The organism is Parafrankia soli, assembly GCF_001854695.1.
GTDB classification, from domain to species: domain Bacteria; phylum Actinomycetota; class Actinomycetes; order Frankiales; family Frankiaceae; genus Parafrankia; species Parafrankia soli.
The window spans coordinates 31551-51992 of sequence record NZ_MAXA01000216.1 but is presented as its reverse complement, the minus strand read 5'-3'; the positions used below and the strand labels follow the sequence as shown (position 1 = coordinate 51992).

Sequence of the window (20442 nt, the reverse complement as noted above, 5' to 3'; positions counted from 1 at the left end):
CGGATGTTCTCCTGGCATGCGTCAGCGGCGCGCGGTCGGGCCGGACACGATTCCCGCTGTTTTCGGTGCACAGCCGAAAGTTTCGGGAGAATCCGTGAGTCGGGACCTCCTGTCGGTACTAAAGATCTCGAGAGGCAAAAGATGTTTTCACAACAGCGTCCGGAGGCTCGCGGGAACGCTCATGGCAGGGTCGCGTTTCTCGTGGTGGCGGCACTCTGGGCTGGATTTGCCGTCGGGCGGCTTGCTCGCATGCGCAGTCGTGTTGCAACGCCGTCTGGCGAGTCCGCCGGCGAGTGGGGCGCAGGCCGCCCAGACGAAGCCCTGCCCATGATGCCGCCGGAAGACGCGGCCCCGGCCATGGCCGGGGCTGACACCACCGATCCGGTTTCCCCCGTCCGGTTCGGGAATCAGCCCGACCTGATCGCGACGGAGGACGCCGCGAATCCGCCGTTCGAGAATCTGTCCACAAACACCAGATTCGCCAACGAGATCAACCGGCGAACCGGCGTCCGTCGCTAAGCGGGCCACATCGGGAGAGCTGGAACTTGGGTGAGCAATGCGTGTCGTGGGTATCGGTGGGGGATGAATCACGCACAGACACCGATCCTGGACGCGCTCGCTGACTATCACCGACTCGGTCGCTATGGGTTCACGCCGCCCGGGCACAAGCAGGGCCGGGGCGCGGACTTCAGGGTCCGCGCGGTCCTGGGAGACGACGCGTTCCGTGGTGATGTCCTCGCGGCGTCCGGGCTTGACGACCGGCAGACCTCAGGTGGGTTCGTCGCGGAAGCTGAGGAGCTGATGGCGGACGCGGTCGGGGCCGAACACACTTTCTTCTCCACCTGCGGCAGTTCGCTGTCGGTCAAGGCGGCGATGCTTGCCGAGGCGATCTCCTCGTCGGGCGTGATGCGCACAAGTCGGTGATCGCCGGGCTGATCCTGTCCGGTCTGCGGCCGCGCTGGGTACGTCCGCGGTGGGACGCCGGGCGGCACCTGGCTCATCCACCGTCGCCGGGGGATGTCGAGGCAGCTTGGGAGCGTTACCCGGACGCGGCAGGCATGCTGGTGACCAGCCCGACGCCCTGTGGYACGTGTGCCGATATCTCCGCGATCGCCGGGATCTGCCATCGTCGTGGCCGTCCACTGATCGTGGATGAGGCGTGGGGTGCCCACCTGCCCTTCCACCGCGATCTTCCCACGTGGGCGATGGACGCCGGTGCGGACGTCTGTGTGGTCAGCGTGCACAAGATGGGCGCCGGCTTCGAACAGGGGTCGGTCTTCCACCTGCAGGGCGACCTCATCGACCCCCGGCATCTGCGGGCCTGCGCCGACCTGCTGGCCACGACCAGCCCCAACGTCCTGCTGTACGCGGCGATGGACGGCTGGCGCCGGCAGATGGTGGAACAGGGCTCTACCCTGCTGCGGGCCGCTCTCGATCTCGCCGACGGTTTACGTGCTCGTATCGAGCAGCTGCCGGGGCTGCACGTCATGACCGACGAGCTGTGCGGCGCTGAGGCGTCCCATGACCTGGACCGCCTTCAGATCGTCATCGACACCGCGGGGCTGGAGATCAGCGGCTATCAGGCCGCGGACTGGCTACGCCAGCACGCCCAGCTGGACATGGGGATGTGTGATCACCGGCGGGTCTGCGCACAGTTCACCTTCGCCGACGACGCCCGCAGTGGGCGGCGTCTGCTGGCCGCGCTGCGTCGGCTTGTCGACGCCGCGCCCGACCTCGAGCGCCCGACGCCGGTCGAGGTACCGGACCCCACCGAGTTGGAGCTGGAGACGGTCGATCTGCCGCGCGACGCCTTCTTCGGTCCCACCGAAGCTGTCCCACCCGAGCTGGCGGTGGGTCGGGTCGCGGCCGAACAACTCACCCCGTACCCGCCTGGTGTCCCGGTGGTACTGCCGGGTGAGCGCATCACCGGACCGGTGCTGCGCTACCTGCTCAGCGGTGTGTCAGCGGGCATGGCCGTGCCCGACGCCGCTGACCGAGCGCTGGCCACGATCCAGGTCACTCGAACCTGACGGAAGACGTCCGCGACGATGTGGCCCTGCGCAAGAGGCCTGCCCCGGAACACGGCCGTAACGCCCGGCCACGAGGCCGCCTCAGGCTCGGACAGGCTCGTCGGCACCGGCGGGCTGGTCGGACTTCGACCCGGCCCGCACCTCGGATTCCTCGGACGTCGCCGCGCCCTGGTCGTCACTGTCCTGTGCGGCCTGCGTGGTTTCCGAGCTCCGCGCCTCCTCCCGGGTGTCGCGGGGTTCGGATCGCCGGGTTTCGCGGGGTTCGGACTGCTCTTCGTCCGGGGAGCGAACGACCTTTCCGTCCCGGATTTCGCCCCGCCAGGAGCCGGTGGCCTCCCCACTGAACATGACGAAGCGGCGGAAGTGCTTCAGATCCAGCCGGGCCCGTCGCCCACCGGCGCGCCACAGGTTGCCGGTCTTCTCCATGAACCCGCTGGGGTAGTACTCCATCGCCAGCAGCACGCGCGTCAGGTCGTCGGCGAGCGGGTGGAAGGTGACGGCGCCCTTGACCGAGCCCTTCGCTCCCTCGGATGTCCAGACGATCCGGCGGTCGGGGACCTGCTCGGTCACCTTCGCCTGCCAGCTGCGCCGGGACTTGAAGACCTTGATCCGCCAGTTCTGATCGGTCTCGCTCTTGGTCTCGACCGCCTCGACGCCTTTCATGAACTTGGCGAACTCGGGGTACTGCGTCCACTGGTCGTAGGCGACCGACACCGGGACGCCGATGTCCACCGACTCCTCGATGTTCATCGCCTTGGGTGGCCCGCTCTTCCCGCCGGCCTTGCCCTTGGCCGCGCCGAAGGCCCCCTTCACCTTGTCCTTGATGTTCGACATGATCGTCCCGGCCGCCGCCTTCAGTGGAGACTGGCCCTCGGCCAGTCTTCCGGCACCCTTGGCGAGGGACGAGATCTGCCCGCCGGAGTCGCTGAGACCGTTGAGTTTGTCCGTGCTGGAGGTGAGTCGCTCACCGACCCGCCCGGCCAGCCGGGTGCCGCCCGCCTTCGCCAGGTTTCCCGCCTGGTCGGCGAGCCTCTTGCTCGCTGGACTGCGCAGGAGGGCGCCGACCAGGCCGTCCGGTTGCTCCGTCGTCCGGGTCATCGCGCACCTCCACCGGTGGATCCCTGCGCCGCCCGCTCGAGTGGTTCGCGGCTGGTGTCCCGGCGCGGTCCGGCGGACCTGTCCGGGACCCGCCGCTCGGCGGCCGGCTCCGTCCCGCCCTTGTCGCTGTCGTCCTGATCGGCCGCGCGGCCCGCTTCCGTCCTGTCGCGGCCGGTGGCGTTCTGTGTTTCAGCGTGGTCCTCGTCGACCGGGCCGTTGCCGCTCGGGCCACGTTCGTCGGTGCGCTCCGAGGACGGCTGACCGCCGCCTTTGCGATCACGGAGCTTACCGGGCGTCACGGCACCGACGAGGCCTCCGACGGCGGCCTCGGCTCCCTCCCGGACAACCTTCTCCGAGTTCCGGACAACCTTCTCCGAGTCGCCCAGCGTCGCCGTCAGCCGTTCCGTGCGCTTGGTCAGGGCATCGGAGAGTCGACCGATCTGGGCCTCGTACACCGCCACCGCGGCGCGCCGGCCGGCTTCCGTGGCCGGCCCCTTGATCTGGTTGATCAGCTGTTCGCCGTCCGCGGAGTGCAACAGCCGGACCACCTGGTCGCGCACGACGTCCTTCGCGTGGTAGTTGCGACCGGAGATCCACAGTCCGAGGCCGATGGCCGCCTTGGCCTTCCTCGTCCGGCCGAGGACATAACCTCCCGCGAGTGCCAGGGCACATTTGACGTTGATCATCGAAGCTCCTCTCTCTCCCGGGCCTTGCTCGGTCGGTCGGACCCGGTTCTGTCCTCGCCCCAGCCCCATCGGCCCGACCCGCCGAAGGAGCCGCCGTCCGCGGCGGCCTCGCGGGCTTCGGTGAGTACTCGGGCGGGGAACTCGACGAAGTCGACCGCGGGTAGCGGTCCGACGTACTCGACGGTCAGGTGCGGCCGGGTCGCACGGATCCGCTCCACAGCGGCGTCGAAGTCGGCCAGTGCGTCGGCGGGGACGAGGAACGCCCAGCTGAAAGCGGGATCCTCCGGCCCCCCGTGGTGCCTGCGTGGCCGGTCCGCGTGTGCCAGCGGGCGCAGCTCGTCCAGAATCGCCCGCGCCTGTTCCGTGCGGCGCGCGACGACGAGTTCCGCGATCTGTTGCCCCAGCTGGATCCGGCCGTCCAGGTCCTCCGGGGGCGGGGCGTGGGCCAGCGAGGTGGCGGCCACCGCCTCCGCGAGCTCGGTCTGTTCCGCCTCTTCGACGTCGACATGCAGCTCGACCAGGCCGTCGATCGCGTCCAGCTGCTCGGGAAGGCTGTCACGGACCGGTTCGAGTACCTCCGTCCGGACGGCGTCCTCGTCCGGCGCGACGGTTCCCAGCCGTACCGGCAGCACCGGGCCGTCGACGAGCAGCCGCTGGAGGATCTCCAGGTGTCTGACGGCCTCCTGTTCCCCGAGCTCGCCGATGTCCGCCGTCCCRCTGACGACCGCGGCGAGGGGGCCCGAACGCACCAGCCGCAGTGGCGCGGGTGGATGGCCGATGCCGAGCGTCGCGTCCGGGTCTGGGTCCGGGAGGGGATGGCCTGCCCGGACGATTCCGTACAGCACGACAGGCATGGCTCACCCCTCCCGGCCGCCGCGGCGCTCGGCGGGCGCGAACCGCTCGGCAGGCATCCCGCGCCCGTTCTGGTCGGAGGAGGACGATCCGCGCAGCGCCTCGGCGACGTCCTCGGCGGTCTCCCTGATCCCGCCCAGGGCTCCCTTGACGCGGTGCCGGGACGAGCTTTCGGTGACCTCGCGCATGAGCCCCGGCAGCCCTGCCACCTGTTCTTTGGGCTGGATGTCCAGCCGGTTCACGGCTTCGRCGAACCGGAGGTAGGTGTCGACGCTGGCGATCACGATGCGCGCGTCGATGGTGAGGATCTCGATGCCCACCAGGGCGACGCGCACGTAGGCGTCGATGACGATGCCCTTGTCGAGTACGACGTCGAGGACGTCGGCGAGTCCGCTCGGCCTGGGCGCCCGTCCCATGGGATAGCTGGCGACGGTCATGGCGCTGTCCTCGCCTTCTCCCGGAGGCCCGGCCTCCGGACGGTTGCCCTGGATTCACCCGCCTCCGGGACGGCTGACCTGGTTCTGGCGTTGCCCGGACCGGCCTGTTCCTGGCGGGACATGTCCTTGTCGGTCGGCTTCCCGTGGGACTCCGGTGCCGCGGCCTGCGGCCCGCGGGCGGCCCGGTCGTCGTCCGCGGCCAGGAGCTGGCCGGCACGCGCGAAGGCGGCTTCGGCCTCCTGCGCCGACAGGCCCAGCGACTCACGGACCTGTACCAGGCTGGCGCGAATCTCCAGCAGCGCGTGGCCGAGGTCGTCGATCTGCGCGGCGGTCAGCCCCCCGCCCTCCATCCGGCGGATGGCCTGTCGTTCCAGCACCTCGCGTAGCAGTTCCAGGACGACCACCACGAGCTGACCGAGCCCGCGCCCCACGTCCTGCGGGTCCGCGTCGAGCCGCAGGCGCCGGTCGTCACCGCGCCCGGCGGTCGTCATGGCCAGACCTCGCCGGTTCCCTCGAGTGCGGTCTGGACGCCCACCAGAAGCAGACGAAGATCGATCCTCAGGAGGTCCACGCCGGCGAGGGCGACGACCACGTCGGCGCTGACGACCGCGCCGGTGTCGACCAGCCTGTCCAGCAGGTCCGCGAGCGGCTGCGCCGAGTTGCGGGCGGGCCGCCCTCCCGGGCGGTCCCCCGGCCGCCGCCGGGTACCGACGCCACCGCCCCGGTACCGCGGTGTCGGGACGAATCGCTGATCAGCCACGCTCCTCACCTGGTTCGAACTCTGGATCGTCACCCGGCCGATCCCCGGTCGGGACGGAGAACCGGACGGGCGCCGTTCCCGCCGCAACACGAGTTGTTCCCTCGCGGGTCGCTGTCGCACGGGATGCTGTCGCGCGGAGCGCTTCCGCCGGGCCCGCCTCGGCGGAACCCGACCCGCGGTCGGAGCCGCTCCCGCCGTCCCCGCCCAGTGTCAGATGAACGAAGGAGTAGGGCGGCCACGGCCCGGTCACCGTGGCGACGTACCCGGCCTCCTCCAGCGGCGGACCCAGCCGCTCCGCCGTGTCGAGGAATCCATCCTCTTCGCCGCGGTCGACGAGGTAAGCGCAGTCGAAGACCCTGTCCGGCCGGCCAGGACGGCGGGCCACGTCACGCGCGTGGACGAGCAGCTCCCGGTGCGTCCACTCGACCAGCCGGGCTGTCTCCTCGCGTCGTCGCTCCTGCTCACGCAGCTCGTCCCGGCGGGCCGAGAGGTACGCGGTGCCCGCACCCGGACGAGCGGTGTTCCCCGTGTCCGCGACGCCCGCCGCGCAGGGCGGGGCCGGCGCGGGCGTGGCCCTGGTCGACTCGCCCGCGCCGGTGGACCGGAGGACGCCGCTCGCGGGGGGTTCGGTCGGTCCCGCGGCGTCGATCCGGAATCCCCACTCGCGCGCGTCGCGGAGCGCGTCGAGGGCGCGCGGCAGCTCGGTGTCGGGATCGTCGAGGATGACGGCTGCCTCGCTCTCGCCGGGGAGGACGGTTCCGAACCGAAGCGGCAGCACGGGCGCGAGATCCTGCAGTTCCCGCAGGACCTGATCGTGGCCGCGGGCCAGGGTGGCGAGACGTCCCGTCTCCGACAGGTCCTCCTCGACGTCTCGCAGCAGCTCCGGGTCGATGGCCGAGATCACGAGCGAGACCTGGCCGCGAGTGACGGCACAGACAGTCGTTCCCTCGGAGAGGCCTGGCAGGCCCGAAACGTCGGTACCGGCGGGGACGATCCCGTAGGCGTAGAGCGCCCGGGCCCGCTCGACGCCCCCGGGCGACTGCCCGTCGCGGCTGCCTGGCCCGGGGCCGCCGTGGCCGGCTGGCACCGGGCCGTCGCGGTGGGCCTGGCGGTGCTCACTGTGCTCCCGTCGGCCCGCGCCCGCCGGCGAGGAGCCCGCGCCCGCCACCCCCCGCTCGCAGGCGGCTCTGGTGATCTCCCGCGCCAGGAGTCGGGCGAGTTGCCCACGCGCGACCTCGCGGGCTTCGGCCACAGCTTCGTCCAGGACGCCAGGCGCGAGCTGGACAGCCAGTTCGCCGAGGCTGCCGAAGTCAGCGTCTTCCGGGGCCACCGTCATGCCTCCGTTCCGCGTCCCGCGCCCAGAACGGCCGCGGCTCGTCGCGGCGGGCGGCCACCTCCACCGGGGCTCCGGTGGACGGCTCTGCCCGGGATTCGACCGCGGCCGCCTCCCGGAACGGGAGACGCTCCCGCACCGAACTCTCGAGAACGGCGAGTCTGGAGCGCAGTTCCTCGTTCTCCGCATGGAGCGCCCGCATGGTCTCGTCGCGCAGTTCCCGCTCCTTCTCCTGCTGCAACGATCGCGCCTCACGGCTGTAGAAGGGGTCGGTGGTCCACCAGTCCAGACCCATTTCGCGTGCGGTGTCGGCTGATGCGATGAAAAGCCGCAGTTTGAGCGTGAGTAACTCGACGTCAAGGACGCTGATGACGACGTCGCCAACGATCACGACTCCCTTGTCGAGAACTCTCTCCAGTACATCGGCGAGAGAGTCCGAGCGCGGCCCGCTCAGCGCGCGCAACCGCGGGGGACCGGCAAGAGAACCGCGATCGACCGTCATGACTCACGTTCTTCCGAATTCCGCCGTGCCGGGTCTCCGGCTTACCGACCCATATCGGCCGTGTACGTGCTCAGTCGGTGGCGCCGCGTACGAACCTCCGCAGCCGCTCATAACCCACCAGGCAGCCCCTTTCGTCGACGTCGAGCCGGTAGGTGGCGAGCACGCTGGTCGTCGACGGGATGCGCTCCAGCTCGGTGAGATCGACCAGCAACGACCATCCAGAGTCCGTCCGGCGTGCCCCGGTGACCCGCTCGGGATCCTGCCCCACGAGAGTTCCGAACTCCGCCAGTGAACGACTGACGACAGCCGCGAGTCCGTCATTTCCAGCCATCTGTCGCGTTCGCCCGCCGGCATCCGCCGAGTCGTCGCGTGGCATGACACCTACATGTGATCTGTCGGCCGCTCCTCGGGTTCATGGCGGCGGCCGACGAAAATTCCTACGTGTGGCCGCCTTGCCCGGCGGAAGCCGCCGCAAACCCGCGGCCCACGATGAGACTTCTCTTCCGGATGCTGGCCGAATTAGCCTTGGATGGTGGTTCGGGTCTTTCCCGAGGTCTGGGTGTTTTCCTGCGCCCCGCGCCGCGAGTTCTCCTGGCCTGATCGGGCGCGGTCGGCCGACCGGTGGTCGGCAGGGCGTGGTGGTCGGCAGGGCGTGTCGGGGCCCGGCCGGCGGGAACAGTCAGGGCGTGACGGCATCCGTCATGAAGCGCCCGGAACCACGGAAGATCGGCGGGGAGCGATCCCGATCACCGCGGGTTATGGTGTTCGCCCCGTCGCCGCTGCTGACGGTGACGATCGAGGCGCGACCGGACGGGGCGAGCGACATCCACCTGCACGCCGGCGGTCAGGGGGTGTGGATCGCGCACCTGATGATGGTTCTGGACGTCGAGGCCCGGCTGTGCGCACCGTTCGGCGGGGAGACCGGCGAGGTACTCACGACCCTGTTGGGACGCAGCGGTGTCGTCGTGCGGCCGGTCGCGGTGGGTGGCGAGAACGGGGGCTATGTGCACGACCGGCGCGCGGGAGGGCGCGAGGTCGTGGCGACGGCTCCGGCACCGCCGCTGACCCGCCACGAACTCGACGGGCTGTACGACACGGCGTTGGTCGAAGGGCTTGACGCCGGTGTGGCGGTTCTCGGCGGCCCTGACGGTGAGGGCGTGCTTCCCGTCGACACCTACCGGCGGCTGGCGGCGGACCTCACGGGGGCGGGTGCCCGGGTGGTGGCGGATCTGTCGGGGGAGTGCCTGACGGCGGCGCTGGAGGGCGGGGTCGCGGTGCTCAAGGTCAGCCACGACGATCTCGTCCGGGACGGGCACGCCGGCTCCGACGACCCGGACGAGCTGCGGGCGGTCATGGGGGAGCTGGCCCGTTCCGGTGCCGAGACGGTGATCGTGTCTCGCGCGGAGCAGCCGGCGCTGGCGCTGGTCGGCGACCGCACGGCCGAGGTCCGCACGCCCCGGTTCACCATGCTCGACCACCGCGGCGCGGGTGACTCGATGACGGCAGGTGTCGCGGCCGCCCTGGCGCGCGGCGCGGACATGGACCAGGCGCTGCGCCTCGGGGCCGCGGCCGGTGCGCTGAACACGACCCGACACGGGCTCGCCACCGGCGAACGGGACCTGATCGAACGCCTGGCGGCCCGGGTGGACATCTGTCCCGCCAGCGAAGACGTCACCCACTGATGCGCGCGCTGATCACCAACGACGACGGTATCGACAGCGGTGGTCTGCGCACCCTTGTCCGGACCGCCGTGGCGTGCGGTCTGGAGGTGACCGTGGCGGCGCCGGACGGCGAACGGAGCGGGAGCAGCGCATCCCTGTCCGCGCTGGAGTCGCAGGGCCGCCTGTTGATTGAGGAACGCGTGCTCGACGGCGTCCCAGGTATGACGGCTCTGTCCGTCCACGCCTCTCCCGCTCTGATCGTTTTTGTGGGTGTCCGCGGTGCTTTCGGTCCGGCGCCCGACGTCGTGCTCGCGGGCATCAACCACGGACCGAACACGGGGCAGGCCGTGCTGCACTCCGGCACGGTCGGGGCGGCTCTCACGGCGGTCACCCACGACCTGCCCGCGCTGGCCGTCTCGTGCGCCGCAGCGCAGCCCGTCCACTGGAAGTCGCCGGCGCTGGTCGCGGGCCGCGCCATCGCCTGGCTGCTGGCATACCGCGGCCCGCCGTTCGTGCTCAACGTGAATGTGCCCGACCTGCCGCCCGGGCGGCTGCGCGGCGTGCGGCCCGCGGCTCTGGCTTCCTTCGGGGCGGTGCAGGCCCGGATCGGTGAGCGGGGACGCGGCTACCTCACCACCACCTTCAGCGAGACCTCGGAGGAGGCCGGTCCGGGCAGCGACGTCGCCCTGCTCCGGCAGGGCTGGGCGACGATCACAGCCCTCGAAGGGCCCACGGGGTCCGAGGCCGTCGACCTCACGCAGCTCGCCTGGGACACGGGAGCCTGAGCGTCGGAATGCCCTGGCGCCGAGACCTGTGAGCTGATGAGGTGTTCGGCGCACTGTCCCACCGCGGGTGACGGAGCCCCGCCGCCCGGCCCGGAGACCACGGGCCCACCGGCCTCGGCGGAGCGACTGACTACCGAGGCCGGGCTATCGGTGGGTCCTCCTCCGGAAAATCCTGTTCTATGCCGAGCAATATCAGCATCTGTTCTACCGGGTTTACCTGGAAGGATCCCTTTTTTCGACCTGGCGAAGCCACGGAATCTGGCTGAAACTCCTCGGGTCGCTGACTTCCCTGATGCATTTCACGAGCGTATTCCGCGTCGCGCCAGGTGTCGTGGCGGCATTGTCGAGAGTCTCGTATCCTGTGCGTCGAGACAGACGTCCGGGACGAGACAGTCTGCGTGTGGAGCTGGCGCGGGAACTCGCTGTCGGCGCAGGGCAGTCGGTCAGCAGTCCGTGGCGGCGTCGCCGAGCAGGGCATCCCAGTCCCGCAGGAAGCGGTTGAGGCCGTACCGGTCGAGCGCGGCCTGGCGGGCCTTCCTCGTCGCGCTGACAGGGCGTGTGGGAACTGGGCGGGGGCGGTCTTGCGGTCGCATCCTGTTGTTCGGGCGTTCGTCGGATGGGCTTAACCTGACGGCGGGTAGCCGTGTGGTATGGATCTGGCGACCGTCTCCCTGGTCGGGCTCGTCGCGCTCGCCCCCGCGTGCCTTGGCCGCGGCGCTGTCGATACCGGTGGTGCGACTCATCCCCGCACCGTGGTGATCGTCCGGCATGCCTTGGCCTTGCCGAAGAACGGCTGGACGGGGGTGGACGCCGCCCGGCCGCTCACCGCGCGTGGAATCCGCCAGGCGAAGGCCTTCGCCGGCGTCGTGGTCCGTGACCTGCCGGTCCGTCGAGTGCTCACGAGCCCGGCCCTGCGCTGCGAGCAGACGGTTGCCCCGCTGGCCGTGGACCGGGCACTGCCCCTGCGCCGCTGCGCGGTGCTCGGTGTCGAGGGCTCCACGGAGAGCCTGCTGGATCTACTCGCCTCGGACGAGGCCGAGGACAGCGTGCTGTGTACGCACGGCGAACGGATCAGAGACCTGTTCCAGGCCTGGCAGGCACGCGGGTGGCACGGCTGGCCGAGCGCGGACGGCCGTACCCGCAAGGGCGACGGGTGGCTGCTGCGTGGGCATCCGCCCCTCGGTGTGACGGTGGAGTATCTCGCCACGCCGGAACAGCGAGGTCAAGACCGATAAAGACGGGAACGGCCTCTGGTGAAGCCCACGATTAATGTGTGGTGGACGACCTGACCGCGGGGCCCAGCGGTCCCAGCAGGCGGGGGTGGCAAGCGGGGAGCGGCGACGGATGACTTCGGTGAATGGGACGAGGCGCGGCGACGGCAGGCAGCAGGGCGACGACGCCGGGTTGCTGTTGCTCGACGAACTGGCGGCCATCCAGGCGGATCTGTACCGGGCGGAGCGGGCGCGGCGCGCTGACCTCGAGACGGTGCACCCGCGGCATCGGGGCAGCGCCCGCAACATGCTCCACTATCTGGCGCTGCGCAGCCGCGACATTCGGGCCGTTCAGGGGGAGCTCACACGGCGCGGCCTTTCTTCACTCGGCCGGTGCGAGCCGTGCGTCGCGGCCAGCCTGCACGCTGCCATGGACAGTCTGCGTGGCTCACTCGGGTCAGGTACCGCCCTCGCTGCTGATGCTGTCGATGTCGAGCCCGGCATCCCGGGTTACGACGAGGGCTGGAACCGGATCGAGGCGAACGCAGGCGCGCTGCTGGGCCCGCCGCCACCCAAGCATGATGTGCGGATCATGGTGACGCTGCCGAGCGAGGCCGCGATTGACGCGGCCCTGGTGCGTCGCCTCGTGGCCCGCGGGATGAACGTGGCCCGGATCAACACCGCGCACGACAGCCCGCGGGAGTGGCGAGCGATGGCCGAGCACGTCCGGGCGGCCGCCCGTGATCTCGACCGGATCTGCCTGGTGTCAATGGACCTGGCCGGTCCGAAGATCCGCACCGGGCCGCTCGAGTCGGGGCCGGCGGTGGTGCGGCTTCGCCCGGTGCGGGATCTGCAGGGCGTCGCCGTCACGCCGGCCACCGCCGAACTGGTCGCCGTACGCGACGATGCCACGGGTGACGACGCCGCGGGCGCGGTCGACACGGCGGTGATGGACTCCCGCGACGGGGTCGTACGGGTACCGCTGATCGGCGCCGGCGGGTGGTTGGCCGGCGTGCGGGTGGGCGACGAACTCAGGCTGCGTGATGCCCGTTCGTCACAGCGCCGCCTGCAGGTGGTGGCGGTACACGAATGTTCCGGAACCGAGGGCCCCGACGTCGCGGCCCGCCAGGGGCTGCCGACGGTCACCGTGCAGGCGTGGAAGACGACCTATCTGGAGACCGGCGTAGAACTCCGGCACGGCGAGCGCCGGTGCCAGGTGGGACCGCTGCCGCGTCAGGCGCCCTACCACCTGGTGAGCCAGGGCGATCTCCTGCGGCTCACCCGCGATCTGTCGCCACGACCGGCCCGCCCGGCCCCGACCTCTCCTGACGACCCGGCCGGCCCGCCGACGATCGGCTGTACCTTCCCGGCCGTCTTCGACGCAGCCCGCCCTCAGGACCCGGTCTCCCTCGACGACGGCAAGATCTCCGGCGTCATCGAGCGGGTCGACACAGACAGCATCGACGTCCGAGTGCTGCACGCCTCGGGCCGGAGCGCGAAGCTGCGCGCGGACAAGGGCGTGAACCTGCCCGCGACCCGAGTGCCACATGAAGGACTGACCGAGGATGATCAGGCGGCCCTGGCCGTCGCTGTCGAGATCGCCGACCTCGTCGCGATCTCGTTCGTGCGCAGCCGGGCTGACGTCGAGCAGGCGCAGGAGGCGATCCGCGCCGCCGGGCGCTGGGACGACCTCGGCCTGGTCCTGAAGATCGAGACCACCGAAGGGTTCGTGAACCTGCCGGAGCTGCTGCTGGCGGCGCTGCGGGCCCCGCGGGCCGGGGTGATGATCGCCCGTGGCGACCTCGCGGTGGAGGGCGGCTACCAGCGACTCGCCGAGCTCCAGGAGGAGATCCTCTGGCTCGCCGCCGCCGCGCACGTGCCGACCATCTGGGCGACCGAGGTCCTCGACCAGCTGGCGAAGACCGGCACACCGGCGCGCGCGGAGATCACCGACGCGGCGATGGGCCAGCGCGCCGAGTGCGTGATGCTGAACAAGGGCCCGCACATCGACGAGGCCATCACCGCACTTGACGACATCCTGCGCCGGATGGCCGGCCACCAGCAGAAGAAGACCCCGATCTTCCGCCCGTTGCGGTCCTGGATCGGCCTGACACATCTGTAGTGCCAGGCCATCCCACCCCACAGGTCGCGAACCCAGGGCGGTGCTGGTACTGCTGCCCACCAGGCGCTGATCCGGGCGGCGGCCGGGTCGAACTCCTGGCGGTGTTCAAGCCAGTTCGTCAGGTGTTCGGGCATCGGATGATTAGGACCCACTCGACGGGCAAAGAGCGCGATGTGACTCTTTTCGGCATTCATGCGTCCCATGAGCAGATCGCGCCCGGCGAGCTGCTGCGCGCCGTCGCCGACGCCTACCGCGACGCGGGCGGACGCGGCCCCCTGCGCCTGCAGGTTCACCTCAGCTACGCTCCCGACGCCGACGAGGCGAGGCGCCTCGCCCACGACCAGTGGCGCTCCAACGTGTTCCCGCCACCGGCATGCTGGGACATCGACCACGTCGACACGTTCGACGCGGTGTCCGCGCACGTCCCGCCGGCCGTCGTCGCCGAGACCGTCAACATCTCCAGCGAACCGGGCTGGCACGCCGATCGGCTCGCCCGCTACACCGAGCTCGGCTTCGAGGAGATCTTCCTGCACCACGTCGGCCAGCAGCTCGACGAGTTCATCGAGGTGTTCGCGGGCTCGGTGCTGCCGGAACTCACGGACTCCCCCCCGCGCGGCGGCGGCGCAGCCGGAAGCGGTGCGGGCGTGAGGCTGACCAGGACAGCCGACCTCTGGTGGAAGAACGCGGTCGTCTACTGCCTGGACGTCGAGACCTTCTTCGACTCCGGCGGCGACGGCTGCGGCGACTTCCAGGGGCTGGCCCAGTGCATCGACTATCTCCACGAGTTGGGCGTCACCTGCCTGTGGCTGATGCCGTTCTACCCGTCCCCCGACCGCGACGACGGCTACGACATCACCGACTTCTACGGGGTGGACCCTCGCCTGGGCACCCACGGCGACCTGGTCGAGTTCCTGCGCCTCGCCCGCGACCGGGGCATACGCGTGATCGCCGACCTGGTCGTGAACCACACCTCCGACCAGCACCCGTGGTTCCGGTCAGCGCGTTCCGACCGCGACTCGCGCTACCGCGGCTTCTACGTGTGGCGGGACGAGCCCCCCGAGGACGGCCCGTCCGACGTGGTGTTCCCGGACAAGGAGGACAGCGTCTGGCAGTACGACGAGGAAGCCGGCCAGTACTACCTGCACCGGTTCTACAAGCACCAGCCCGACCTCGACGTCGCCAATCCCGACGTGCGCGATGAGATCGCCCGGGTGATCGGTTTCTGGCTGGAACTCGGGATCTCCGGTTTCCGGGTCGACGCGGTCCCCTTCCTGCTGGAGACGGCCGGCTTGTTGGACGCCGAGGACCTGCCGAATCCCCACGACTACCTTCGTGACCTGCGGGCGTTCCTGTCCCGGCGCAGCGGCGAGGCGATCCTGCTCGGCGAGGTCAACCTGCCGTACGCGGACCTGCGAACGTTCTTCGGGGACGAGGACGGCGACGAACTGACGATGTGCTTCGACTTCCCCGGCATGCAGCAGCTCTACCTGGCCCTGGCCCGCGAGGACGCCACCCCGCTCGCCACGGCCCTGCGGGAGCGGCCGGTCGCGCCGAAGGACGGGCACTGGGCGACCTTCGTGCGCAACCACGACGAGCTGACGCTTGACAAGCTGAGCGACGACGAGCGTAAAGAGGTGTTCGCCGCGTTCGGTCCCGACCCCTCGACGCAGCTGTACGGACGCGGGCTGCGCCGGCGGCTGCCGTCGATGCTCGGCGGGGACCCGGCGCGCCTCCGCCTCGTCTACAGCCTGCTGTTCTCGCTGCCCGGAACGCCGACCCTCTTCTACGGCGAGGAGATCTGCATGGGCGAGAACCTGGCCGCCGAGGGCCGCCTCGCGGTGCGCACCCCGATGCAGTGGACCGGTGGTCCCAATGGCGGGTTCTCGACCGCCGGGCCCGACCGACTGGTCGGACCCGACGTCGAAGGCGACTTCGGGCCGGCGAATGTCAACGTCGCGGCCCAGCGGGACGACCCCGGCTCACTGTTGTCCTGGTTCACCGCGATGATCCGCGCGTACCGGCGCTGCCCGGAGTTCGCCTGGGGCACCTGCACGGTGCTCGACTGCGCCGATCTCCCGTCCGTGTTCGCGCACCGTACCGATCTCAACGGCCAGACCGTCGTCGCGGTGCACAACCTCGGCAGGGAGCCTGCCGCATACGCCTCGCGCTCGCCGGTGTCGAGCGCGGCGACCGGCTGGTGAGACTGGCCGGAGCGGATGAGGCCGGCGGTGACCTGGTCGCCGGTGACGGCGGCGCCGTCGAGCTCGACCTGGACGGTTACGGCTTCCGCTGGCTGCGAGTTCGTCGCGGCGGGACGGATGGACAGGTGCGACCGACGGTCGGCGAGTCGGCAGCCTGACCGGGGGCGTCGGCCGAACCGGTGAGGATGGCCGCGAGCTGCTGGTCGGTCATGGCGGGCAGTATGTCGAGCCGTGGACAGGCAAGGTGACGGTGTGGTCGATGGCTGGCTGGTGGCGGAAGTGCGGGCAGCGCTCGCGGGTGCCGCCGATCCGGCGAGGGCGCCCGGCATGCAGGCGTACATGAAGTCGGACATGCCTTACCGCGGTGTGCCGAAACCTGTCCGGACGCGGGTGCTGCGCCCCGTCTTCGCCGCGCGGACGCTGACGGACCCGCTCGGCTGGACGGCGACCGCCCTCGCGCTGTGGCGGGAGGCCGCATACCGGGAGGAGCGGTACGCGGCGATCGACCTGACCGGTCACCGCGCCTATCGCGCCTACCAGCAGGCGGGGACGCTGGAGATGTACGAGGAAATGGTCGTCACCGGCGCCTGGTGGGACTACGTGGACGAGATCGCCTCCCACCGGGTCGGCCCACTGCTCGCCGCCGACCCCGCCGCGATCCGTCCCGTGGTACTGCGCTGGAGCCGCGACGGCGACCTGTGGCGGCGCCGCACGTCGATCATCTGCCAGCTTTCGTTCAAGGCAGCGACCGACCTCGACCTCCTGTACGCCTGCATCGACGCGAACCTCGACGACAGGGATTTCTTCATCCGCAAGGCGATCGGCTGGGCGCTGCGCCAGTACGCCTGGACCGACCCGGCGGAGGTCCGCCGTTTCGTCACCGCTCGCGGCGACGCCCTGTCGCCCTTGTCTCGTCGCGAGGCGCTGAAGAACATCGGCTGATCCGTCTCGTACCTGCGCCGCCGGTGCCACGGGCGGGCGACGACGAGCCACACGGGCTCGAAGCGGATCGACGTGCCCCACCACAGCAGCGGGGTGAGCAGCAGCCATCCGGCCGCCGCGATCCCCGCCCCGGCGTTCGCCGACAGGTCCAAGAACAGCGGACACCGCCTCCTCGACGACGAAACTGTGCAGGCCGGCCGGCGGTTCCGCGGAACCGCCCGGGCCGGAGCTCGCGCTGCCGACGAATGCGGCACATGCCGCCCACCGACCGGTGTGGCGATCGACGCATGTCACGGCTCCCGACTGTCCGGTCACGGCGCGGGTTATTGTTCATTTTCGGGGTGTCCGGCGACGTCGGACACCCCGAGATCACCTCGGGTGGGGGGGCTGGGTGAGTGGTGGACCGGATCCGCGGCCGGAGTTCGCGGAGCGGCTGCGGACACTGCGGGACGCCGCGGGCCTGTCGATCCGTGACTTGGTGGCCGCCAGTGCGAAGACCCCGCGGCGGCGGCCCGGGGTACCTCCGTTGCGTCTGAAGCGCAGCACCATCGACGGAATGATCAGCAGAAGCCGGCCGGTGCGTCCCGCGCAGGATCACGTCGAGGTGTTCGTCGACACCTGTATCCGGATCGCTGAGGAGTCTGGCAGGCCGCTGCCTGACGATCTGCGGGACAGGCAGGCATGGGAAGACGCCTACCACAATCTATTGATACGGATGGCCGGCCTGCGCAGCGTCAACCGCTCGGCCACGGAGGCGGCCAGACGGTTGAGACGGGTCGAACCGGCGTCCGCCGCCCCGCCGGCCGCCGCGGCACCGGCCGCCCGGCTGGTGGATGGCGGCCGGGCGCTGTTCGTGGGGCGGCCGGACGCGTTGAGTCAACTACGCCGCGCGGTCGCCGAGGTTCAGGGCGGGCGGCCGCGGGTCGCACTGCTCGAGGGGCCGGCGGGAATCGGTAAGACGGCGCTGGTCCGCCATCTCCTCGGCGACGCGGACGTGGGATGCGTGCTGTGGGCGAGCGGCGAGGAGGACGAGACGGGACTCAGTTTCGGGGTGCTCGACCAGCTGACGGCCGAAGCGGCCAGGGTCGTCGGGCCGGATCCGGTTTTCCCGGGCGGGCCGGTGGCCGCCGGCCGGGTCCCGTCGCCCGACCCGCTGGTCGCCGGCGAGGCTCTGGTCGACCTGCTCGGCGAGTTGCAGCGCTCCGGTCCGGTCGTGCTGGTCGTCGACGACGCGCACTGGGCCGACCGGCCGTCCCTGCAGGCGCTGACGTTCGCTCTGCGGCGGCTGCGGGCCGACCGGGTTTTCGCCGTGCTGATGGTCCGGGATCTGGTGGACGCGCAGCTGCCGGACGGGCTCCGCCGGCTGCTGATGGACGAGCGGACTGTCCGGATCCTGCTCGAAGGGTTGGACGACACCGAGCTGCGGGCCCTGAGCTCCGCGCACGCCACCGGGCCGCTGTCCTGGCGGGCGTGCGTCCGCCTGCGGGCCCACACGGGGGGCAATCCGCTGCACGCCCGTGCGCTGCTCGAACAGGTCCCGGCCGAGGCCTTCGACAATCTCGAGGCGCCGCTTCCGGTGCCGCGCTCGTTCGCGATGCTCGTCGTGGCGAGGCTCGCGGCGGCACCGGTCCAGGGCCGGGAGCTGGCGACCGCCGCCAGCGTTCTCGGCGCGCATCCCACGTTGTCCCAGGCCGCGGCGGTCGGCGGGCTGGACGAGCCGCTGCGTGCTCTGGAGCAGGCGATCGAGGCGGGGCTGCTGGTGGAGCAGCCGGCCGCGCGGGGACTGCGGTTCCCGCATCCCCTGGTGCACGCCGCCATCTACGAGCAGGCGGGACCGGCGCGGCGGGCCGAGCTGCACACCCGTGCGGCGGCTCTCGTGGAAGAGGAGGCCCTGCGGCTGCACCACCTGGCCCGTGCCGCCACCGGACCGGACGGCGCGCTGGCCACGGAGCTGGCCTGGTTGGGCCGGGAGGAGGCGACCGCGGGGGCCTGGGCCGCCGCCGCGGGCCATCTGTCCACCGCTGCGCGGCTCGCTCCGGCGCGTACCGAGTACGAGCAGCTGATGTTGGAGGCGGCGGACTGTCAACTGCTTACGGGTGACCTGCCTGATCTCTTCGGGAAGGAGGCCGAGGTCCGCGGTTTCCGGCCGACCGCCTGGCGCGACTACCTGCTGGCCCGCTTCGCCTTCCAACGCGGTGATGCGGACGAGGCCGAGACGCTGCTGCGGAACGCCTGGAAGCGCTGTGCCCCCGACAGCGGGACCGACGTCGACCCGCTGCTTGGTGCTCGGGTCGCCGGATGGCTTGCCGCTCTCTACTCGACGAAACTCCGTGGCGCCGAGTCCGCCGAGTGGGCCGGGCGGGCGCTGGAGCTGAGTTCCGGCCACGCGGCGTTCGACCTCATCGGGCAGATGCGGATGAGCGGGCTGGCAGCGAGCGGGCAGCTCGACGCGGTGCTTGAGTCGGTCGCCGACCTGCCGGACCCCGCTGTCGCCTCCGTGGCCGAGCTGGACGTGCTCGCCGGCCGGGGACAGATCTACGCCCTGGTCGACAATCTCGCCGACGCCCGCCGGGATCTCGGCGGAGTCCTGGCTGCCAGCCGGGGCCGCTCGCTGCTGTTCCGGGTACTGGTCACGACCACACTCGCTCAGGCCGAGTACCGGGCGGGGCTCTGGGACGACGCCGCGATCCACTGCGATCTCGCGCTGTCGCTGATGGCCGACTCCGACGACGGCGCGCTGGTCCCGTACTGCCACCAGATCGGCGTCCTGGTTCCCGCAGCCCGCGGCCAGTGGGAACAGGCTGAGAAACACGTCGGGACAACGCAGGTCTTCGCCGAAAGCGGGTTTCCCCACCTCATCGCGAGCGCGGCCATCGCTATGGCACACCTGGCACGGGCCCGTGGCCGGTCCGCCGAGATCGTCGCCGTCCTCGAACCACCGGTCCGGTCCGGGCTACTGGACCTCGATGCCGAGCCTGGCATATCCGGATGGCAGGACATCCTTGTCGACGCGCTGGTGGAGGTCGGCGACCTCCACCGGGCCGAGCAGGTTCTGATCCGGTTCGAGACGGCGGCCAGGCGGCGAGGGCGCCGCTCCGCGATGGCAGCCGCTGCCCGCAACCGCGGCAACCTGGAAGCGCTCCGCGACAACCCGGGCGCGGCCGACGCAGCCTTTCGCGCGGGCCTCGCAGAGGCAGAGCAGATCGAGCTGCCCTTTGAACGGGCGCTGCTCCGCCACTCCTACGGCAGCTTCCTACGCGGGGCAGGCCGCCCCGCGGACTCGGTCAGGCAGCTACAGGCCGCCCACGACACCTTCACCCTGTTGGATGCCCGTCCATATCTGGACCGCTGCGAGAGCGAACTGGTCGCATGCGGATGGACACCTCGGGAGGGCCGTCGCCGGGAACGGGACGCATCCCGGTTGACCACGCTGGAGCTCGCCGTCGCGAAGTTGGTCGCCGCGGGTCTCACCAACCGTCAGGTTGCCCGGGAGCTCGTCCTCAGTGAGAAGACCGTCGAACACCACCTGCGCGCCGTGTTCGGGAAGCTGCACGTGACGGCGCGGACCCAGCTGGCCAGCAGGCTCCTCGCCGCCGGCGGCGTCTCCCAGCCGGACCACGCCGATGCGGGTCTCGTCCAGCCCGACTGATCGGGCTGTTCCCTCCCGTCTGCGTTGACCCGCCACCTGTCGGCCGTGGCGCAGAAGGCCGCTGAGGTTCGGCCTGACGCAATACGACACGGTGCCCCACGAGTTGGCCCGCCCGGCGTCCGGCCGCGCCGGACACTCCTGCTGACGGCCGTCAAGCCCCCCGGCGGTTCCGG

General features: G+C 71.0%; 20 protein-coding genes and 1 pseudogene. 11 read left to right on the top strand and 10 right to left on the bottom strand.

What is annotated here, in order from left to right; translation table 11 throughout:
- Positions 1-201: 201 nt before the first annotated feature.
- From BBK14_RS37810 to BBK14_RS42890, 3 genes and pseudogenes are all read left to right on the top strand, one after another.
- Positions 202-519 carry a hypothetical protein gene (locus tag BBK14_RS37810; RefSeq protein WP_131627578.1) on the top strand — a complete coding sequence of 106 codons (318 nt, stop codon included), beginning with the start codon at positions 202-204 and terminating at the stop codon, positions 517-519.
- A gap of 63 nt (positions 520-582) precedes the next feature.
- A pseudogene (locus BBK14_RS42895) lies at positions 583-1412 on the top strand (aminotransferase class I/II-fold pyridoxal phosphate-dependent enzyme); the annotation flags it as partial.
- Positions 1395-2030: an Orn/Lys/Arg family decarboxylase gene (locus BBK14_RS42890; protein WP_338045481.1), complete on the top strand. Its 636-nt coding sequence runs from the start codon at positions 1395-1397 to the stop codon at positions 2028-2030. The pseudogene BBK14_RS42895 and the gene BBK14_RS42890, both read left to right, overlap by 18 nt.
- Before the next feature lie 81 nt (positions 2031-2111).
- On the opposite strand, the gene BBK14_RS18530 is transcribed toward BBK14_RS42890, so the two are convergent.
- The 9 genes from BBK14_RS18530 to gvpO all read right to left on the bottom strand — a co-directional run bounded on the left by BBK14_RS18530 (position 2112) and on the right by gvpO (position 8029).
- Positions 2112-3128, bottom strand: coding sequence for an SRPBCC family protein (locus BBK14_RS18530; RefSeq protein ID WP_071064246.1), 1017 nt, complete (start codon positions 3126-3128; stop codon positions 2112-2114).
- Entirely contained in the window at positions 3125-3814 is a 690-nt protein-coding gene (locus BBK14_RS18525; protein WP_071064244.1) for a hypothetical protein, read from the bottom strand. Before BBK14_RS18525 ends, BBK14_RS18530 begins: the two co-directional genes overlap by 4 nt.
- Positions 3811-4668, bottom strand: coding sequence for a GvpL/GvpF family gas vesicle protein (locus BBK14_RS18520; protein WP_071064242.1), 858 nt, complete (start codon positions 4666-4668; stop codon positions 3811-3813). The genes BBK14_RS18525 and BBK14_RS18520 overlap by 4 nt, the downstream gene beginning before the upstream one ends.
- A 3-nt stretch (positions 4669-4671) precedes the next feature.
- Positions 4672-5103: a gas vesicle structural protein GvpA gene (locus BBK14_RS18515; protein WP_071064240.1), complete on the bottom strand. Its 432-nt coding sequence runs from the start codon at positions 5101-5103 to the stop codon at positions 4672-4674.
- Positions 5100-5594, bottom strand: coding sequence for a gas vesicle protein K (locus tag BBK14_RS18510; RefSeq protein WP_071064238.1), 495 nt, complete (start codon positions 5592-5594; stop codon positions 5100-5102). The genes BBK14_RS18515 and BBK14_RS18510 overlap by 4 nt, the downstream gene beginning before the upstream one ends.
- The gene (gene gvpJ, locus BBK14_RS18505) at positions 5591-5863 is read right to left on the bottom strand and encodes a gas vesicle protein GvpJ (protein WP_071064235.1); all 273 of its coding nucleotides are present in this window, start codon (positions 5861-5863) and stop codon (positions 5591-5593) included. Before gvpJ (BBK14_RS18505) ends, BBK14_RS18510 begins: the two co-directional genes overlap by 4 nt.
- Complete coding sequence (locus tag BBK14_RS18500; RefSeq protein WP_241831641.1) at positions 5856-7199, bottom strand: GvpL/GvpF family gas vesicle protein; 1344 nt, start codon at positions 7197-7199, stop codon at positions 5856-5858. Before BBK14_RS18500 ends, gvpJ (BBK14_RS18505) begins: the two co-directional genes overlap by 8 nt.
- A complete protein-coding gene (gene gvpJ, locus BBK14_RS18495; RefSeq protein WP_020461535.1) occupies positions 7174-7698 on the bottom strand; it encodes a gas vesicle protein in 525 nt (174 codons plus the stop codon). Before gvpJ (BBK14_RS18495) ends, BBK14_RS18500 begins: the two co-directional genes overlap by 26 nt.
- A 70-nt stretch (positions 7699-7768) precedes the next feature.
- On the bottom strand, positions 7769-8029 hold the full coding sequence (gvpO, locus tag BBK14_RS35510; protein WP_083788288.1) for a gas vesicle protein GvpO: 261 nt from the start codon (positions 8027-8029) through the stop codon (positions 7769-7771).
- A 427-nt stretch (positions 8030-8456) separates the two neighbouring features.
- On the opposite strand from gvpO, the gene BBK14_RS18485 reads away from it, so the two are divergent.
- Positions 8457-9380, top strand: coding sequence for a PfkB family carbohydrate kinase (locus BBK14_RS18485; protein ID WP_083391057.1), 924 nt, complete (start codon positions 8457-8459; stop codon positions 9378-9380).
- Positions 9380-10144 (top strand): 5'/3'-nucleotidase SurE, encoded by a 765-nt coding sequence (gene surE / locus BBK14_RS18480; protein ID WP_071064231.1) that lies wholly within the window; start codon positions 9380-9382, stop codon positions 10142-10144. The genes BBK14_RS18485 and surE overlap by 1 nt, the downstream gene beginning before the upstream one ends.
- Before the next feature lie 443 nt (positions 10145-10587).
- On the opposite strand, the gene BBK14_RS38410 is transcribed toward surE, so the two are convergent.
- The gene (locus BBK14_RS38410) at positions 10588-10737 is read right to left on the bottom strand and encodes a hypothetical protein (protein ID WP_157904293.1); all 150 of its coding nucleotides are present in this window, start codon (positions 10735-10737) and stop codon (positions 10588-10590) included.
- A 57-nt stretch (positions 10738-10794) separates the two neighbouring features.
- Here BBK14_RS38410 and BBK14_RS18475 point away from each other — a divergent pair, with 57 nt between their 5' ends.
- From BBK14_RS18475 to BBK14_RS18455, 6 genes are all read left to right on the top strand, one after another.
- Complete coding sequence (locus tag BBK14_RS18475) at positions 10795-11379, top strand: SixA phosphatase family protein (protein WP_083391056.1); 585 nt, start codon at positions 10795-10797, stop codon at positions 11377-11379.
- Between the two features lie 118 nt (positions 11380-11497).
- Complete coding sequence (locus BBK14_RS18470) at positions 11498-13477, top strand: pyruvate kinase (protein ID WP_241831640.1); 1980 nt, start codon at positions 11498-11500, stop codon at positions 13475-13477.
- Positions 13478-13650: 173 nt separating this feature from the next.
- Entirely contained in the window at positions 13651-15678 is a 2028-nt protein-coding gene (locus tag BBK14_RS18465) for an alpha-amylase family protein (protein ID WP_241831639.1), read from the top strand.
- A complete protein-coding gene (locus BBK14_RS42885) occupies positions 15675-15836 on the top strand; it encodes a hypothetical protein (protein WP_235014069.1) in 162 nt (53 codons plus the stop codon). Before BBK14_RS18465 ends, BBK14_RS42885 begins: the two co-directional genes overlap by 4 nt.
- Positions 15837-15930: 94 nt before the next feature.
- Positions 15931-16620, top strand: a complete 690-nt coding sequence (locus BBK14_RS18460) for a DNA alkylation repair protein (RefSeq protein ID WP_071064227.1) — start codon at positions 15931-15933, stop codon at positions 16618-16620.
- Positions 16621-17011: 391 nt separating this feature from the next.
- Positions 17012-20269, top strand: a complete 3258-nt coding sequence (locus BBK14_RS18455; protein WP_083391055.1) for an ATP-binding protein — start codon at positions 17012-17014, stop codon at positions 20267-20269.
- Positions 20270-20442: the final 173 nt, after the last annotated feature.

Excerpts from the sequence above, each read along its gene's own strand:
- gvpO (WP_083788288.1), bottom strand. The coding sequence starts at position 8,029 with ATGGCTGGAAATGACGGACTCGCGGCTGTCGTCAGTCGTTCACTGGCG.
- BBK14_RS18510 (WP_071064238.1), bottom strand. The coding sequence starts at position 5,594 with ATGACGACCGCCGGGCGCGGTGACGACCGGCGCCTGCGGCTCGACGCG.
- BBK14_RS42890 (WP_338045481.1), top strand. The coding sequence starts at position 1,395 with ATGGTGGAACAGGGCTCTACCCTGCTGCGGGCCGCTCTCGATCTCGCC.
- BBK14_RS18500 (WP_241831641.1), bottom strand. The coding sequence starts at position 7,199 with ATGACGGTGGCCCCGGAAGACGCTGACTTCGGCAGCCTCGGCGAACTG.
- BBK14_RS18485 (WP_083391057.1), top strand. The coding sequence starts at position 8,457 with ATGGTGTTCGCCCCGTCGCCGCTGCTGACGGTGACGATCGAGGCGCGA.
- gvpJ (WP_020461535.1), bottom strand. The coding sequence starts at position 7,698 with ATGACGGTCGATCGCGGTTCTCTTGCCGGTCCCCCGCGGTTGCGCGCG.
- BBK14_RS18530 (WP_071064246.1), bottom strand. The coding sequence starts at position 3,128 with ATGACCCGGACGACGGAGCAACCGGACGGCCTGGTCGGCGCCCTCCTG.
- BBK14_RS18475 (WP_083391056.1), top strand. The coding sequence starts at position 10,795 with ATGGATCTGGCGACCGTCTCCCTGGTCGGGCTCGTCGCGCTCGCCCCC.
- BBK14_RS18525 (WP_071064244.1), bottom strand. The coding sequence starts at position 3,814 with ATGATCAACGTCAAATGTGCCCTGGCACTCGCGGGAGGTTATGTCCTC.
- surE (WP_071064231.1), top strand. The coding sequence starts at position 9,380 with ATGCGCGCGCTGATCACCAACGACGACGGTATCGACAGCGGTGGTCTG.
- BBK14_RS38410 (WP_157904293.1), bottom strand. The coding sequence starts at position 10,737 with ATGCGACCGCAAGACCGCCCCCGCCCAGTTCCCACACGCCCTGTCAGC.